Raw genomic sequence first — 15,141 nt, 5'->3', positions numbered from 1 at the left:
GCCCCGTCCGCCCCGCCCCCTCCGCGTGCGGAGTGCAAAAACGCCCCTCCCGCACCCCTCAGACGCCCCTTTCCGATCCCGCACGCTCTGACCGCGGCAGCGCCCCCCGCGTGCGAGCGCGATTAAGTCCCTCCCACGCGCCGGGCACGCCCGTTTCTGATCCCGCCCCCTCCGACCCGGGAACGTCCCGCGTGCGAGTGCGATGACGTTCCTCCCACGCGCCGGGCACGCCCGTTTCTGATCCCGCCCGCTCTGACTAGGGAACGTCTCCCGCGTGCGAGTGCGATGACGTTCCTCCCGCCCGCCGGGCACGCCCCTTTCTGGTCCCGCAACCTCTGGCCCGCGATGGTCCTCGCGTGCGAGTGCGGTTACGCCCCTCCCGCTCGCTGGGGAGGAGCCTTTCGACCCCGCACCGTGGGGGCCGGACCCGCGCGCACCGCGCGGGCCGGATGTTCCTGTCTGGAGAGTGCAAAACCGGCCCTCCCGCAGCCCGGCAGGGCCCCATTTCGATCCCGCACGCGACGCGGCCGACCAAGGCCGATCCGGGCCGTGAATGCCTCGGGCTCGCGCACCCCTCCGGCACCGGGTGCGAGTGCGAAAACGGGCCTCCGCGGAGTGCGGGAGGGGCGAAAACCGTCCCGCACGTATCAGGGGCCGGGGCGGGACCTACGCGGGGTCGCCGCCGAGGGGGCCGACGGACTCGAGGGGCTTCGGGTCGTCGGCACCCGTCTTCCGCGCCCGGGCAATGAGGTTGCCGAGGTGGTAGATCAGCAGCGCCGCGACCGTCCCCAGCACGATCCCGCCGAAGGCGAAGTCGCCGAGCTGCATCGTGAACCCGGCGATGCCGATCACGAGGGACACCGCTGCGGTGTACTGGTTGACCGGACGAGAGAAGTCGACGCGGCTGTCGACCCAGATCTTGATGCCGATGATGCCGATGAGGCCGTAGAGCGCCGTCGTCGCACCGCCGAGCACGCCCGCGGGGATCGAGTTGAACACCTCGCCGACCTTGGGGGAGAACGCCAGGAGGATCGCGAACAGACCCGCCACCCAGTACACGGCGGTGGAGTACACGCGGGTCGCGGCCATGACGCCGATGTTCTCGCCGTAGGTCGTGGTGCCCGAGCCGCCGAAGCCGCCGGCGATGGTCGTGGCGACACCGTCGGCGATGAGGGCGCGACCGGTGTGGCGGTTGATCGCGGGGTCTTCGGTCATGGTCGCGACGCCGCGCACGTGACCGACGTTCTCCGCGATGAGCACGAGCACGACGGGCAGGAACATCGCGATGGTCGACCAGGTCCCCGGCTCGACGAAGTCCGGGAACTGGAAGTGTGGGAGGCCGATCCAGGGGGCGTCCGCGATGAGCTCCGCCGGGGTCTTGTCGCCACGGAGCGGGTTGGGCACCTCGAACGAGCCGTTGAACGCGGCCCAGATGAAGCCGACGGCGACGCCGAGGAAGATCGAGATGCGGCCGAGGAAGCCCCGGAAGAGCACCGCGAAGAGGATGATCGCGACGAGGGTGATCGTGGCGGTCACGGGGTCGAGCGCGAAATTGCTCCAGGCGGTGGGGGCGAGGTTGAAGCCGATGAGCGCGACGATGGCGCCGGCGACGACCGGGGGCATCAGGGCATCGACCCAGCGGAGGCCGACGAACTGCACGACGAGACCGACGACCGCGAGGAGCACGCCCACCGCGACCACGCCCGCGAGGGCCGAGCCGGTGCCGCCCGCCGCGACGGCCGCGGTGATGGGGGCGATGAAGGCGAACGAGGAGCCGAGGTAGCTCGGCAGCTGGTTCTTCGTGATGAGGAGGAAGAGCAGCGTGCCGATGCCGCTGAAGAGCAGCGTGGTCGACACGGGGAAGCCGGTGAGCGTCGGCACGAGGAACGTGGCGCCGAACATGGCGACGACGTGCTGGGCGCCGATGGCGATGGTCGCGGGCCAGGACAGACGTTCCTCGGGGGTGACGACGGCGCCGGGCTCGACGGTGCGGCCGTTTCCGTGCAGCTTCCACAAAGCCATGTGGGCTCCTCAGGGTTCGGGATCGGGGGCGGAGTGCTGGAGCAACACTACCGATTCCTGAGTTTTCCCTGTGCGCCCGGAGGCGGCGGGGAGCGCGGCGTCAGGCGCCGAGGCGGTCGATGAGCTCGCGGTAGCGGGCGGCCGTCCGGGCCACGACCTCCTCGGGCAGCACGGGGGGCTCGCCCTGCTTGTCCCAGTTCGCCGCGAGCCAGTCGCGCACGATCTGCTTGTCGAAGCTCGCCATCCGCTCCGCCGGGGTCGACCCCGTGCGCCAAGCCTCGGCGTCCCAGTACCGGGAGGAGTCGCTCGTGAGGACCTCGTCGGCGAGGCGGAGGGTGCCGTCGGCGTCGGTCCCGAACTCGAACTTCGTGTCGGCGAGGATGAGGCCCTTCTCCTCGGCGATGGCCGCGGCACGACGGTAGATCGCGAGCGAGGCGTCGCGGAGCTCGGCCGCCCGGTCCGCCCCGACGAGCTCGACGACGCGGTCGAACGTGATGTTCTCATCGTGTTCGCCCATCGGCGCCTTGTAGGCCGGGGTGAACAGCGGCTCGGGCAGGCGGTCGCCGTTCTGCAGCCCTTCCGGCAGGGCGATGCCGCACACGGTGCCGTGCTCCTGGTACTCGGCCCAGCCGGAGCCGGTGATGTACCCGCGCACGACGCACTCGATCGGCAGCATCTCGAGCGACTGGGCGAGCATGGCTCGATCGGCCACCTCCTCCGGCAGGTCGCCGTCCGTGAGGTGGTTCGGCACGTCGAGCTGGGCGAACCACCAGCGGCTGAGGCGCGTCAGCAGGGCGCCCTTGTCGGTGATGCCAGGGGAGAGCACGACGTCGAAGGCGCTCACCCGGTCGGACGCGACGACGAGGATGCGGGTGTCGGCCGGGTCCTCCGAGGCGTAGAGGTCGCGGACCTTTCCGGAGTAGAGGTGTCGCCACCCGGGGATGGCCTGCGCGTTTCCTGCGGACGGTGTGCTCACCCGCCCATTATCCCCGTGATGCGTGTTCTTCCGCGCCGAGACCCCGCGTTCGCGTCGAGACCCCGGGGTGTGCGCGTCGGAACCCCGGGGTCTCGCCGGAAAACCGGGGTCTCAACGGAGGAGGGGCGGGTGTATAGTCCATGTGGACTATACGACGGGGTGACAGAGCAGGGGACGGGGGAGTGTGGGTGGGGAAGAGCAGGGATGTGGTGGCGGGACTCACGCCGCTCGGGGTGATGGTGCTCGCGCTGCTCCGCGAGAGCGACATGCACCCGTACGAGATGGTGCGCCTGCTCCGCGCGCGTCACGACGACCGGCTCATCACCGTCACCAACGGCACGCTGTACCACACGGTCGCCCGGCTCCAGCGGGCCGGTCTGCTCGACGAGGTCGGCACGGATCGCGAGGGCAACCGACCGGAGCGGACGACCTACACCCTCACCGACGCCGGCCGGGAGGCGGTGGTCGCGTGGGTGCGTCGTGCCCTCCCGCGCATCGACCGCGAGACCGACGCCCGCGTCGCGCTCGCCGAGTCGCACAACCTCGACCGCGACGACGCCGTCGCGCTGCTGCAGGAGCGACGGGAGGCCCTCGTCGCCTCGTACGCGCTGCACCACGACGGCCTCGCCGCCGCCCGCACCAAAGGGGTCCCGCCGCAGGTCCTCGTCGAGATCGAACGGCAGGAGGCGCTGCTCGACGCCGAGCTCCGCTGGCTCGACACCCTCCTCACCCGCCTCGACGGCGACGAGCTCCGCTGGGGCCCCGACGCCTTCGACGACACCGACCGCTACCGCGCCCAGCGAAAGGCTGCACAGCAATGACCGATTCCCGCCAGACCTCGGGGCCCGAGACGGGGCCCTTCGCCGCCGGTCACGCGCCGAAGAGTCCGTGGCCCGCGCTCTGGGCCCTCGTCATCGGGTTCTTCATGATCCTCGTCGACACCACGATCGTGTCCGTCGCGAACCCGGCGATCAAGGCCGCCCTCGACCCCGACACGAACAACCTCGACAACGTCGTGTGGGTCACCAGCGCCTACCTGCTCGCCTACGCCGTGCCGCTGCTCATCACCGGACGACTCGGCGACCGCTTCGGCCCGAAGAACATCTACCTCATCGGACTCGCGGTCTTCACCCTCGCCTCGCTCTGGTGCGGACTGTCGACGACGCTCGAGGGCCTTATCGCGGCCCGCGCGGTGCAGGGGCTCGGCGCCGCGTTCATGACGCCGCAGACCATGGCCGTCATCACCCGCACCTTCCCGCCGAACCGCCGCGGCGCGGCGATGGGCCTGTGGGGTGCCACGGCCGGCGTCGCCACGCTCGTCGGCCCCCTCGCGGGCGGTCTGCTCGTCGACGGCTTCGGGTGGGAGTGGATCTTCTTCGTCAACCTCCCCGTCGGCGTCGTCGCCTTCGTGCTCGCCTGGATCCTCGTGCCGAAGCTGAAGACCCACCCGCACCGGTTCGACCTCGTCGGCGTCGTGCTCAGCGCGGTCGCGCTCTTCCTCATCGTCTTCGGACTGCAGGAGGGCGAGAAGTACGACTGGGGAACCATCGCGGGACCGATCTCGGTCTGGGGTCTCATCATCGCCGGCGTCGTGGTGCTCGCGCTCTTCATCGTGCAGCAGGCGCGTACCCGCAGCGAACCTCTCGTGCCCCTCGCCCTCTTCCGCGACCGGAACTTCTCCGGCGCGAACGTGGCGATCGCGGCGGTCGGCTTCACGGTCACGAGCATGTCGCTGCCGATGATGTTCTTCCTGCAGACCGCGCGCGGCCTCACCCCGACCGAGGCCGCGATGCTGCTCATCCCGATGGCCGTGCTGTCGGGCGTGCTCGCCCCGGTCGCCGGCAAGATCCTGGACCGCGTCGACCCGCGCATCATCCTCGTCCCCGGTCTGCTCTGCGTCGCAGGCGCCCTGGTCTGGTACTCGGCCCTGACCACGATGGACACCCCGATCCTGATGTTCCTGCTGCCGTCCGCGCTCATGGGCATCGGCAATGCGGGCATGTGGGGGCCGCTGGCGACCACGGCCACGCGCAAGCTGCCGCCGCGACAGGCCGGTGCCGGCGCGGGCATCTACAACACCACCCGCACCATCGGCTCGGTCATCGGCTCCGCCTCGATCGCCGCGTTCATGCAGTCGCGGCTGGAGGCGAACCTCCCCGGTCTGGCCGACGCTCCGGCCGGCACCGGGAGCGGCGCGCTGCCGCCGCAGGTCGCCGAGGGCTTCGCGGCCGGCATGTCCCAGACGCTGCTGCTGCCCGCCGGTGTGATCCTCATCGCGCTGGTCGCCTCGCTGTTCCTCCGCGGGCAGGATCGGAAGGACGAGGCCGTCGCCGCGACCCCTCCGGCGTGACCGCGATGACCCCGACACGCCGGTATCCACGCGGGTTCCGGCGCTGTTCGGGGTCGCGCCGAGATTCCGGTGCGCGGGAGGAGCGGGGTTAGGGTGGATGGTCGGCGGCCGCCGGGTCGCCCTTCCGAACCCCGAGGAGCACTCGACGTGAGCCGCCACCCATCCTCTCCGCCGAGCCGTCTGCGGCGGTTCGGCCGCACCGCCGGCGCGACCGCTCTCGCCGCACTCGTCGCCGCCGGGGCGCTGCTTGCCGGAGCCGCGCCCGCCACCGCGGCCGACGACGGCGAGACCTACGTCATCGGCACCGACACGACCTTCGCGCCGTTCGAGTTCACGAACGAGTCCGGCGACCTGGTCGGCATCGACATGGACCTCCTGCGCGCGATCGCGGAGGACCAGGGCTTCGAGGTCGAGATCCGCCAGCTCGGCTTCGACGCCGCGGTGCAGGCGCTGCAGTCGAACCAGGTCGACGCCGTCATGGCCGGGATGTCGATCACCGAGGAGCGACAGCAGACCTTCGACTTCAGCGACCCGTACTTCACCAGCGGCGTGCAGCTCGGGGTGCTCGAGTCCAGCGACATCGAGTCCCTCGACGACCTCGACGGCAAGACCGTCGCGGTGAAGACCGGCACCCAGGGGCAGACCTTCGCCGAGGAGAACGCCGACGAGTACGGCTTCCGGATCACGCCCTACCAGGACACGACCGACATGGTCGATGCGGTGAAGGCCGGACAGGCCGTCGGCTACTTCGAGGACTTCCCCGTGCTCGCCTACGGCATCCAGCAGGGGTCGGGCTTCCGTCTCGTCGGCGAGCCCGCGCTCGGCGGCGAGTACGGCTTCGCGGTGAACAAGGGCGAGAACGCCGAGCTCCTGGAGATGTTCAACGCCGGCCTCGCCAACCTGCAGGACTCCGGCGAGTACGACGAGATCGTGGACACCTACCTCGCGACGGGTGACGACGCGCAGGAGGCGCAGCCCACCGACATCATCTCGGTCGCGGTGAAGTACTGGCCGGCCCTCATGCAGGGTCTGTGGCTCACCATCCTCGCCACGATCGTCGCGGTGATCGCGGCGTTCATCCTCGGGATCATCTTCGGCTTCGGACGCCTGTCGAAGTTCGCGCCGTTCCGCTGGATCGCGACGGCCTACGTCTACGTCTTCCGCGGGACCCCGATCCTGATCCAGGCGTTCTTCGTGTTCTTCGCCATCCCGCAGCTGATCCCCGACCTCAAGTTCGACCCGTTCGTGGCCGGTGCGATCACCCTGTCGCTGAACACCGGTGCGTACATGACGGAGATCATCCGCGGCGGCATCCAGGCCGTCGACCCCGGTCAGGCGGAGGCGTCGCGCTCGCTCGGCCTCAGCCACTGGAAGACGATGCGCAAGGTCGTGCTGCCGCAGGCGTTCCGGATCATGATCCCGTCGTTCGTGAACCAGGGCATCATCACGCTGAAGGACACCTCGCTCATCAGCGTCATCGGTCTCGCCGAGCTGACGTTCGTCTCGCGCCAGATCATCGCCTCGACGTATCTCTCGGCACAGGTGCTGACGATCGTCGCCATCATCTACTTCGTCGTGATCACGCTCCTGACGCTGCTCGCGAACCGCCTGGAGAGGAAGGCCAACGCATGAGCAAGATCGAGGTCAGGGGCCTGCACAAGTCGTTCGGCGACAACGAAGTGCTCAAGGGCATCGACCTCACGGTCGAGGACGGTGAGGTCATCGCCGTGATCGGCCCCTCCGGCTCCGGCAAGTCGACGCTGCTGCGCTGCCTCAACAAGCTCGAGGAGCCGACGTCGGGGCACGTGATCATCGACGGGGTCGACCTCACCGACAAGAGCGTGAAGCTGGACGAGGTGCGCCAGCGCATCGGCATGGTGTTCCAGCACTTCAACCTGTTCCCGCACATGACCGTGCTGGAGAACATCACGCTCGCCCCGGTCGAGCTCGGCCGCATGACGAAGGTCGAGGCCCGCGACCGCGCCCGCTCGCTGCTCGAGCGCGTCGGCCTGTCGGAGAAGGCGGACGCGAAGCCCGCGTCGCTCTCCGGCGGTCAGAAGCAGCGCGTGGCCATCGCCCGTGCACTCGCGATGGACCCGGAGATCATGCTGTTCGACGAGGCCACCAGCGCTCTCGACCCGGAGATGGTCGGCGAGGTGCTGCAGGTCATCCGCGACCTCGCCGAGGGCGGCATGACCATGGTGCTCGTGACTCACGAGATGGGCTTCGCGCGCGAGGTGTCCGACCGCACGGTCTTCATGGACGGCGGAGTCGTGGTCGAGGAGGGGACTCCCGCCGACCTGTTCGGCGCCCCCAAGAACGAGCGCCTCCAGGACTTCCTGTCCAAGGTCCTCTGACCCCGTTGAAGTAGCGCAAATGGCTGCATCCCCGGTCGGGATGCAGCCATTTGCGCTACTTCAACGGGGACGGTCGCCGACGAATCGTCGCACTGACGAGAGCGGCGACGGCGCACAGGCCCGCGGCGGCGAACCAGGCCGCGGTGTAGTGGCCGGTGTGGTCCCGTACGAGCCCGGCGAGGACGGACGCGATGCCGGCGCCGATCTGGTGCGCCGCGAACACCCACCCGAAGACCAGGGGTCCGCGGTCGCGGAAGACCTCCCGGCAGAGGGCGATCGTCGGCGGCACCGTCGCGACCCAGTCCAGGCCGTAGATCACGATGAACACCACGATGCTCGGCTGCACCTCCGCCGAGAGCAGGCTCGGCAGGAACACCAGGCTCACGCCGCGGAGGGCGTAGTAGGCGGCGAGCAGGATGCGCGGATTCACCCGGTCGGTCAACCATCCGGAGAACACGGTGCCGAGGATGTCGAACACGCCGACGACCGCGAGCAGGCCGGCGGCCGTCGTCGTCGGCATCCCATGGTCATGGGCGCTCGGGATGAAGTGCGTGCCGATCAGGCCGTTCGTCGTGGCGCCGCAGATAGCGAAACCGGCGGCCAGAGCCCAGAACGTCCGCGTGCGGGCGGCGTCACGGAGCGTCGTCAGCGCGAGTCGAGCGGCACCCCACGCCGTCCCGCGGGGGCGCGGAGCGGAGGCGATGGGCTCCGCGCTCTCGCCATAGCGTGCGACGCCGAGGTCGCTCGGGCGGTTGCGGAGGAAGATCCAGACGAGGGGCACCACGGCGAGCGCGCCGCCCGCGATGACGAGCGAGGCTCCGCGCCAGCCGATGTCCTCCGCCGCGGCCGCGATCACCGGGAGGAAGATGAGCTGTCCCGTCGCGCTGCCGGCGGTGAGCACGCCCGAGACCAGCCCGCGCCGGGTGGCGAACCACGTGTCGGTGATGGTGGCCGCGAACACCAGAGCCATCGATCCCGTCCCGAGGCCGATCAGCACGCCCCACGTGAGGATGAGCTGGCCGGGTGTCGCGACGAAGACGCTGAGCGCGGCCCCGGCGCCGATCACGAACAGCGCGACGACCGTCACCGCGCGGATGCCGAACCGTTGCATCAGCGCCGCGGCGAAAGGAGCGATCAGGCCGTAGAGCAGGAGGTTGACGGAGACGGCGAGGGAGAGCTCGGCCGTGGTCCAGCCGAACTCCTCCTCGAGCGGGACCATGAGCACCCCAGGGGCGGCGCGGAATCCCGCGGCGCCGATGAGGGCGATGAGGGCGACGAGTGCGACCGTCCACGCGGGGTGGAGGCGGCGACGGGTCTTGGCGGGGCGGTCGACGGACTCGGCGGTCATGCGGCGTGTCCGCCGTGCAGGGCGAAGGGCTCGCCGCCCATGCTCCGTCGCGCCCAGAGAGTGCTGTCGGCGTCGAGGGGAGCGGCGCACCGGGAGCACCAGTCCGCGGACTCGGCGGCGGTCCCGCACCGGGCACAGGACACGACCAGTCCCCACGGGCCCTCGGGGTCGGTGCGGCGGGAGAACCGTGCGTACGCATGCAGGATGGGCAGCGTCTCCTCGCCGGCTGCGGTGAGCCGGTACCCCTTCCGTCCTTCGCCGCGGTCGTCCCGGGTCACGAGTCCGGCCTCCGTCATCAGGGCGAGCCGACGTGCCAGGACCGAGTCCGCGGCGCCGGAGGCGTCTCGCAGCTCGTCGAACCGGGTGCGGCCCGAGAAGAGCTCTCGCAGGATGAGGAGAACCCACGGGTCGGCGATCACATCGGCGGCGCGGGCGATCGGGCAGGACGCGGAGGACCAGTCGGAGCGGAGCGGCATCCTGCTACTTTCTTGAAGAAAGTGAGGCTTGTCAAGCATCCGCTTCGAATCGCCCAAATGGCTGCATTCCCGGTCGGGATGCAGCCATTTGCGCTACTTCAACGGGGTCGGTCAGTCAGCGACGCGGGCAGCGATGTCGGTGCGGTGGTGGGACCCCTCGAGGCGGATGCGGCCGAGGGCGTCGTAGGCGCGGTCGCGGGCGGTGCGGAAGTCCGGGGCCACGGCGACCACGTTCAGGACACGGCCACCCGTCGCGATGAGCGAACCCCCCGGGGCGTCGGGGCTCGCGGTCGCGGCGTGCACCAGGCGGACACCCTCCACGGCGGCGGCCTCGTCCAGACCCTCGATCGGGCGCCCCGTCTGCGGCGCCTCCGGGTACCCCTCGCTCGCCAGGACCACGGTGATCGCGACCTCATCGCGGAACACGGGCTCCGGCTGGTCCTCGAGCGTGCCGGAGGCGGCGGCGAAGAGGAGCTGGGACAGCGGGGTCTCCAGTCGCGGCAGCACGACCTGGGTCTCCGGGTCGCCGAAGCGTGCGTTGAACTCGATCACGCGCACGCCCTGCGGGGTGAGGATGAGACCGGCGTAGAGGAGACCGATGAACGGGGTCCCCTCCGCGTCGAGCTGCCGGACGACCGGGAGGGCGACGTCGCGGGTGACCTCTTCCACGAACGCCTGCTCGCTGCCGAACTGCTCCGCGAGCCAGGGCAGCGGCGAGTACGCCCCCATGCCGCCGGTGTTGGGGCCGGCGTCGCCGTCGAGGGCCCGCTTGAAGTCCTGTGCCGGGCTGAGCGCGCGCACGGTGTCGCCGTCGCTGAGGAAGAACAGCGAGACCTCGGGGCCGGACAGGAACTCCTCGACGAGGACGGGACCGGCCGGGAGGTACTGCTCCGCGTGGGCCAGGGCCTCGGCGCGGTCGGAGGTGACGATGACGCCCTTGCCCGCAGCGAGCCCATCGGCCTTGACGACGTAGGGGGCTCCGAGCTCGCCGAACGCGGACTCGACCTCGGCGACCGTGGCGGCGCGGACCGCGCGGCCCGTTGGCACGCCGGCGGCGTCCATGACGCGCTTGGCGAAGGCCTTGGAGCCCTCGAGCTGCGCGGCGGCCTTGCCCGGCCCGAAGACGGGGATGCCGCGGCCCCGGAGCTCGTCCGCGACGCCCGCCACGAGAGGGGCCTCCGGGCCGATGACGACGAGGTCGACCGCGTGCTCGTTCGCGAAGGCCGTGACCGCGGCGCCGTCCAGCGGGTCGAGGGCGACGGGTGTCGCGTCCTGCGCGATGCCCGCGTTGCCGGGGGCGACGAGGATCTCGTGCGCGGGGGACTCGGCGCGCAGCGCCAGGATGATCGCGTGCTCACGGGCACCGGAACCGAGGACGAGGATCTTCACCCGTCCAGCCTATCGAGGCGCGTGCGCGGGGTTTCGGTCGGTCCCGGTCAGAGCTCGATGGGACGCTCGTCCGCCGTGTCCCAGGGCACGGTCCAGCCGGTGGCGTCGAACAGGGCGTCGAGCACCATGGCGGTGAAGCCCCACACGATCGTGCCGTCGACGTCGAACGCGGGCCCGCGGAACGTGCGCCCGGCACGGAACAGGGTCGAGGTGAAGCGGGTCGCCGGGTCGAGGAGCTGCGCGACGGGGACGCGGAACACCTCGACGGTCTCCGCGTGGTCGACGGCGACGACGCGCGACGGCGACTGCCACCAGGCGAGCACCGGGGTGACCAGGTGGTTGCTCGCGGCGAGGGGGATCACGGGGAGCGTGGCGAGCACCTCGACTCCCGCGGGATCGAGGCCGGTCTCCTCCTCGGCCTCGCGCAGCGCCGTGGCGACGGCGTCGGCATCGGCCGTTTCGGCGCGCCCGCCGGGGAAGGAGACCTGGCCCGGATGGGAGGAGAGGGTCGGGGCGCGACGCTGCAGCAGGACGTCGAGGTCGCGCGCGACGGCCGCGTCGACGGTCGGTGCGGGGATGCGGTCGAGGACGCCGAAGAGGATGAGGACCGAGGCGTCGTGGGCGCGGCCCGGATCCCCGAGCGGAGGGATCGGCACGCTCCAGGAGTGGTCGGCCGCGGCGGCGAGCAGCTCGGCGCGGGCGCCCTGGGGATGCATGCTCATGCCATCGAGCTTATGACCGGGGCCGCCGCGGCGGATCTAGGGTGGGGGGATGGCCAGGAAGATCGACATCGTCGACGGACGCGCGGCGCTCGGTGCCGTGCGCGACGCCGAGGCCGCGGGGACGAAGCCGGCGCGGCCGGAGCTCGCCACCGCGGTGCGCTACCTGCTGCAGCTGCTCGACGAGAAGGCACCGGGCAACAGCGTCGAGGTGCGCGTCCCGCCGTTCGGAGCCGTGCAGGTGATCCAGGGGCCGCGGCACACCCGTGGGACTCCGCCGAACGTGGTGGAGATGGACGCCGCCACCTGGATCGCGGTCGCGACCGGCGCGGAGGCATGGGCGGACGCCGCGACGGCCGGACGCATCCACGCCTCGGGCACGCGCGCGGATCTCACGGGAGTCCTCCCGCTGCGCCCCTAGCGCCGGGCCACGACGAGCGGCACCCCGGTGTGCGGGTGCGGGAAGACATCGACGGGCTGCCCGTAGACCTCCTCGATCCGTGCGGCCGTGAGGACCTCGGCCGGCGTGCCGGTGGCGGAGACCCGACCGCCCGCGAGCAGAGTGACGCGGTCCGCATGCGCGAGAGCGGCGTTGAGGTCGTGCAGCACGACCGCGACCGCGACCCCGGCCTCCGCCCGCCTGCGGATCACCCGCATGACGTCTTCGTGATGCTTGAGGTCCAGGGCCGCCGTCGGCTCGTCGAGCAACAGGATCCCGGTGTCCTGGGCGAGCACGCGGGCCAGCGCCACCCGCGCGCGCTCACCCCCGGAGAGCGAGGGGACGGAGCGCTCCCGCAGCGCCGTGACCTCGGTCGTCGCCATCGCCGCCGCCACGACGCTGTCGTCCTCCTCGGCGGCCGGGCTCCGCGCCCACGGCGTGCGTCCCATCCGCACGACCTGCTCGACCGTGAAGGGGAAGGTGACGGCGTTCTCCTGCAGCAGCACGGCGCGTTGCCGGGCGAGGTCGCGGGGACGGACACCCGCGACCGGACGGCCGTCGAGGAGGACGGTGCCGGACACCGGAGCGACGTCCCCCGCGAGCACGCCGAACAGGGTGGACTTGCCCGCGCCGTTCGGCCCGACGAGGGCGTGCACCTCGCCGGCGTGGATGGAGATGGCCGCGTCGTCGAGGATGGTGCGTCCGTCCCCGACCCGCACCGTGAGCCCCTGGCCCCTCAGGCGCGGGCTCACGCCCATCCTCCCGACCGCCGCCGCGTCCGCACGAGGAGCCAGAGGAAGAACGGGCCGCCCACGAGGGACGTGATCATGCCGATGGGGAGGTCCGCGAGCGGCACCGCCGTGCGCGCCACGAGGTCGGCGGCCGCGATGAGGAGCGCGCCGCCGAGGGCGGAGGCGATCACGAGCGGGAGGTGTGCGGGGCCGATCAGCATGCGCATCAGGTGGGGCACGACGAGGCCCGCGAACCCGATGATCCCCGCGAAGGCGACCGCGGCGCAGACGAGCAGTGCCACCGTGACGATCACGACCATCCGCAGCAGCTCGACCGGCACGCCCAGGTGCCGGGCGGTGCGCTCGCCGAGGGCGAAGAGATCCAGACCCGGCGCCACGATCAGGGCGACGACGATCCCGATCGCAACGAGCGGCGCGACGAGCTGGATGTTCGACCAGAGGGCGCCGTTCAGCGAGCCGAGCTGCCAGAACACGATCTGCTCGCGCGTCGAGGTCGTGCCGAGGAACGTGAGGAAGGCCATGCCGGCGCCAGCGATGGCGTTGATCGCGATGCCGGTGAGCAGCAGCGTGACCACTTCGGTGCGACCGCCGGAGCGGCTCAGGAGGTAGACGGAGAAGACGGCCGCGAGACCCCCGAGGAAGGCGAAGGCGGGCGTGGTCCACATGCCGAAGGTGGCCAGGCCGAACGTGATGCTGGCCGCCGCTCCGAGCGCCGCGCCGGAGGAGACGCCGATGACGCCGGCGTCCGCGAGAGGGTTGCCGAAGATGGCCTGCATGAGCACGCCGGAGACCGCGAGCGCGGCGCCGACGAGCAGGCCGAGGACCAGTCGGGGGAGGCGGAGGTTGTAGATCACGCCGTCGTCGGTCGCCGCGGCCGGAGTCCCGGCGGTGTCGATGCCGAGGCCGCGCAACAGGACGTCCAGGAGCGCGGTCGGCGACAGGTCGTACTGCCCGCTCGTGATCGACGCGACGCCCGTGACGAGAAGGCCGATGACGAGGGCGATGACGACCGTCGCGAAGCGTAGTCCCCGATGCCGGGTCGGCGTCGGGGTGACGACCTCGCCGGTCACGAGGCGGGTTCCGGCGCGTACAGGGCCCGGGCGAGGGCGCTGATCACATCGGCCGACCGGGGGCCGAAGCTGAGGATCTCGGCGTCCGCCATGTCGATCACCCGCCGGTGTGCTCCTGCGGGGGTCTCGGCGATGGCGGGGATGCGTTCGATGAGCCCGTCGACGCCGCCCACCGATTCCAACCCGTCCGTCATCATCACGAGCACGTCGGGCTGCGCGGCGACGAGTGCTTCCGCGGTCATCGGCTTCATGCCCTCCCAGCCGATCTCCTCCGCGACGTCGACACCGCCGACCGCATCGATGAGGGAGTCCGCCCCGGAGTCCTCGCCGAAGATGTAGTACACGTTGGCGCTCCCGCGTACGTACAGGAAGAGCATGCGTGCGCGGTCCGTCGCGGCGGACGGGGTGACTTCGGCGATCTCCGCGATGGCGGCGTCGAGCTCGGTGTCGAGGCGGGCGATGAGCGCCGTGCCACGCGTCGGGACGCCGAGGGCCGTGGCGATCTCCGTCACGAGCGCGTCGGTGGTGTCGATCCGGCGGTCGCTGGAGATGACGACGACCGCGATGCCCGCATCCCGCAGCTGCTGGCGGACCTCCTTCGGGCCGATCGTGGTGTCGGTGAGCACGACGGTCGGGGCCAGTTCGAGGATGGCCTCCGGGTTGAGCGTGTGCCCGGTCTTGGTGACGACCGGGAGATCCTCGGTGCCGGGGAACTGCGTGGACGCGTCACGTCCGACGACCTGATCGCCGAGCCCGAGCGCGAACACCGTGGAGGCGATCGTGCCGGAGATGTCGATCGGGAGGATGCGATCGACATCCGTGATCTCGACCTCGCGGCCTTCGCTGTCGGTCACGGTGACCGGGAGCGCCGGGGCGGTGTCGTCATCGACGGGCGCGACCGCGTGACTCGCGAGGCACGCGGTCGAGGGGCCCGTCGCTGCGCGCACGTCGGCGACCAGGTCCAGATCGGCGAGAGGAGTCGAGGCCTGCGGGCAGGCGTCGTCGACAGGGGGTGCCGCCGACCCGGGGCCGGAGTCCGACCCGGCGCACGCGGCCAGTCCGAGGGCCAACGCGGCGGCGAGAAGCAGGGCAGGAGCGCGTCGCATTAGGCAAGGCTATCCTAAAACTTGACGCCCTCACTGGCGCCCCTCTACGCTCGGGATCGGCGGCTTGCTTAGCCAAGCCTAACCAAAGTCCACCCTCGCCCGACTGCCGTGCGGCGCCGCAGGGGCGCGCGATCGAT

At 71.2% G+C, this 15,141-nt stretch carries 14 protein-coding genes; 5 read left to right on the top strand and 9 right to left on the bottom strand.

Annotated elements, in window-relative coordinates; all coding sequences use genetic code 11:
• Nucleotides 1–666 precede the first annotated feature (666 nt).
• On the bottom strand, nucleotides 667–2,022 hold the full coding sequence (locus AC2W7E_RS14310; protein ID WP_378869260.1) for a uracil-xanthine permease family protein: 1,356 nt from the start codon (nucleotides 2,020–2,022) through the stop codon (nucleotides 667–669).
• A 100-nt stretch (nucleotides 2,023–2,122) separates the two neighbouring features.
• A complete protein-coding gene (locus tag AC2W7E_RS14305) occupies nucleotides 2,123–2,998 on the bottom strand; it encodes a phosphoribosylaminoimidazolesuccinocarboxamide synthase (protein ID WP_025105721.1) in 876 nt (291 codons plus the stop codon).
• Nucleotides 2,999–3,186: 188 nt separating this feature from the next.
• On the opposite strand from AC2W7E_RS14305, the gene AC2W7E_RS14300 reads away from it, so the two are divergent.
• From AC2W7E_RS14300 to AC2W7E_RS14285, 4 genes are all read left to right on the top strand, one after another.
• A complete protein-coding gene (locus AC2W7E_RS14300; protein WP_308195654.1) occupies nucleotides 3,187–3,819 on the top strand; it encodes a PadR family transcriptional regulator in 633 nt (210 codons plus the stop codon).
• Nucleotides 3,816–5,348 (top strand): DHA2 family efflux MFS transporter permease subunit, encoded by a 1,533-nt coding sequence (locus tag AC2W7E_RS14295; protein WP_062766128.1) that lies wholly within the window; start codon nucleotides 3,816–3,818, stop codon nucleotides 5,346–5,348. Before AC2W7E_RS14300 ends, AC2W7E_RS14295 begins: the two co-directional genes overlap by 4 nt.
• A gap of 147 nt (nucleotides 5,349–5,495) precedes the next feature.
• A complete protein-coding gene (locus AC2W7E_RS14290) occupies nucleotides 5,496–6,980 on the top strand; it encodes an amino acid ABC transporter substrate-binding protein/permease (RefSeq protein ID WP_126894187.1) in 1,485 nt (494 codons plus the stop codon).
• Nucleotides 6,977–7,705, top strand: a complete 729-nt coding sequence (locus tag AC2W7E_RS14285; RefSeq protein WP_378869267.1) for an amino acid ABC transporter ATP-binding protein — start codon at nucleotides 6,977–6,979, stop codon at nucleotides 7,703–7,705. Before AC2W7E_RS14290 ends, AC2W7E_RS14285 begins: the two co-directional genes overlap by 4 nt.
• Before the next feature lie 55 nt (nucleotides 7,706–7,760).
• Here the strand turns inward: AC2W7E_RS14285 and AC2W7E_RS14280 are convergent, their stop codons facing one another.
• The 4 genes from AC2W7E_RS14280 to AC2W7E_RS14265 all read right to left on the bottom strand — a co-directional run bounded on the left by AC2W7E_RS14280 (nucleotide 7,761) and on the right by AC2W7E_RS14265 (nucleotide 11,640).
• Nucleotides 7,761–9,053, bottom strand: coding sequence for an MFS transporter (locus AC2W7E_RS14280; RefSeq protein ID WP_378869270.1), 1,293 nt, complete (start codon nucleotides 9,051–9,053; stop codon nucleotides 7,761–7,763).
• The gene (locus AC2W7E_RS14275; RefSeq protein WP_161973070.1) at nucleotides 9,050–9,529 is read right to left on the bottom strand and encodes a winged helix-turn-helix transcriptional regulator; all 480 of its coding nucleotides are present in this window, start codon (nucleotides 9,527–9,529) and stop codon (nucleotides 9,050–9,052) included. The genes AC2W7E_RS14280 and AC2W7E_RS14275 overlap by 4 nt, the downstream gene beginning before the upstream one ends.
• 111 nt (nucleotides 9,530–9,640) lie before the next feature.
• A complete protein-coding gene (gene purD, locus AC2W7E_RS14270) occupies nucleotides 9,641–10,918 on the bottom strand; it encodes a phosphoribosylamine--glycine ligase (protein WP_378869273.1) in 1,278 nt (425 codons plus the stop codon).
• A gap of 47 nt (nucleotides 10,919–10,965) precedes the next feature.
• The gene (locus tag AC2W7E_RS14265) at nucleotides 10,966–11,640 is read right to left on the bottom strand and encodes an NUDIX hydrolase (RefSeq protein ID WP_485989367.1); all 675 of its coding nucleotides are present in this window, start codon (nucleotides 11,638–11,640) and stop codon (nucleotides 10,966–10,968) included.
• A 49-nt stretch (nucleotides 11,641–11,689) separates the two neighbouring features.
• Between AC2W7E_RS14265 and AC2W7E_RS14260 the strand changes: the two genes are divergently transcribed.
• On the top strand, nucleotides 11,690–12,058 hold the full coding sequence (locus AC2W7E_RS14260; protein ID WP_217582796.1) for a sterol carrier family protein: 369 nt from the start codon (nucleotides 11,690–11,692) through the stop codon (nucleotides 12,056–12,058).
• On the opposite strand, the gene AC2W7E_RS14255 is transcribed toward AC2W7E_RS14260, so the two are convergent.
• Genes AC2W7E_RS14255 through AC2W7E_RS14245 form a run of 3 tightly spaced genes read right to left on the bottom strand, consistent with a single transcriptional unit; the run spans nucleotide 12,055 to nucleotide 15,004 of the window.
• A complete protein-coding gene (locus AC2W7E_RS14255; protein ID WP_378869279.1) occupies nucleotides 12,055–12,828 on the bottom strand; it encodes a heme ABC transporter ATP-binding protein in 774 nt (257 codons plus the stop codon). The genes AC2W7E_RS14260 and AC2W7E_RS14255 overlap by 4 nt on opposite strands.
• Nucleotides 12,825–13,898 (bottom strand): FecCD family ABC transporter permease, encoded by a 1,074-nt coding sequence (locus AC2W7E_RS14250; RefSeq protein ID WP_378869282.1) that lies wholly within the window; start codon nucleotides 13,896–13,898, stop codon nucleotides 12,825–12,827. Before AC2W7E_RS14250 ends, AC2W7E_RS14255 begins: the two co-directional genes overlap by 4 nt.
• Nucleotides 13,895–15,004 carry a heme/hemin ABC transporter substrate-binding protein gene (locus tag AC2W7E_RS14245; RefSeq protein ID WP_485989366.1) on the bottom strand — a complete coding sequence of 370 codons (1,110 nt, stop codon included), beginning with the start codon at nucleotides 15,002–15,004 and terminating at the stop codon, nucleotides 13,895–13,897. Before AC2W7E_RS14245 ends, AC2W7E_RS14250 begins: the two co-directional genes overlap by 4 nt.
• Between the last annotated feature and the right edge of the window lie 137 nt (nucleotides 15,005–15,141).

The sequence above is a fragment of the Microbacterium sp. CFSPD4_SD4 genome, from assembly GCF_057364585.1.
This window is presented reverse-complemented; position numbering and strand designations above follow the sequence as displayed.

What these genes read in the sequence shown, in the direction of transcription:
- AC2W7E_RS14310 (WP_378869260.1), bottom strand. Translation starts at nt 2,022, where the DNA reads ATGGCTTTGTGGAAGCTGCACGGAAACGGCCGCACCGTCGAGCCCGGC.
- AC2W7E_RS14295 (WP_062766128.1), top strand. Translation starts at nt 3,816, where the DNA reads ATGACCGATTCCCGCCAGACCTCGGGGCCCGAGACGGGGCCCTTCGCC.
- AC2W7E_RS14285 (WP_378869267.1), top strand. Translation starts at nt 6,977, where the DNA reads ATGAGCAAGATCGAGGTCAGGGGCCTGCACAAGTCGTTCGGCGACAAC.
- AC2W7E_RS14280 (WP_378869270.1), bottom strand. Translation starts at nt 9,053, where the DNA reads ATGACCGCCGAGTCCGTCGACCGCCCCGCCAAGACCCGTCGCCGCCTC.
- AC2W7E_RS14275 (WP_161973070.1), bottom strand. Translation starts at nt 9,529, where the DNA reads ATGCCGCTCCGCTCCGACTGGTCCTCCGCGTCCTGCCCGATCGCCCGC.
- AC2W7E_RS14265 (WP_485989367.1), bottom strand. Translation starts at nt 11,640, where the DNA reads ATGAGCATGCATCCCCAGGGCGCCCGCGCCGAGCTGCTCGCCGCCGCG.
- AC2W7E_RS14260 (WP_217582796.1), top strand. Translation starts at nt 11,690, where the DNA reads ATGGCCAGGAAGATCGACATCGTCGACGGACGCGCGGCGCTCGGTGCC.
- AC2W7E_RS14245 (WP_485989366.1), bottom strand. Translation starts at nt 15,004, where the DNA reads ATGCGACGCGCTCCTGCCCTGCTTCTCGCCGCCGCGTTGGCCCTCGGA.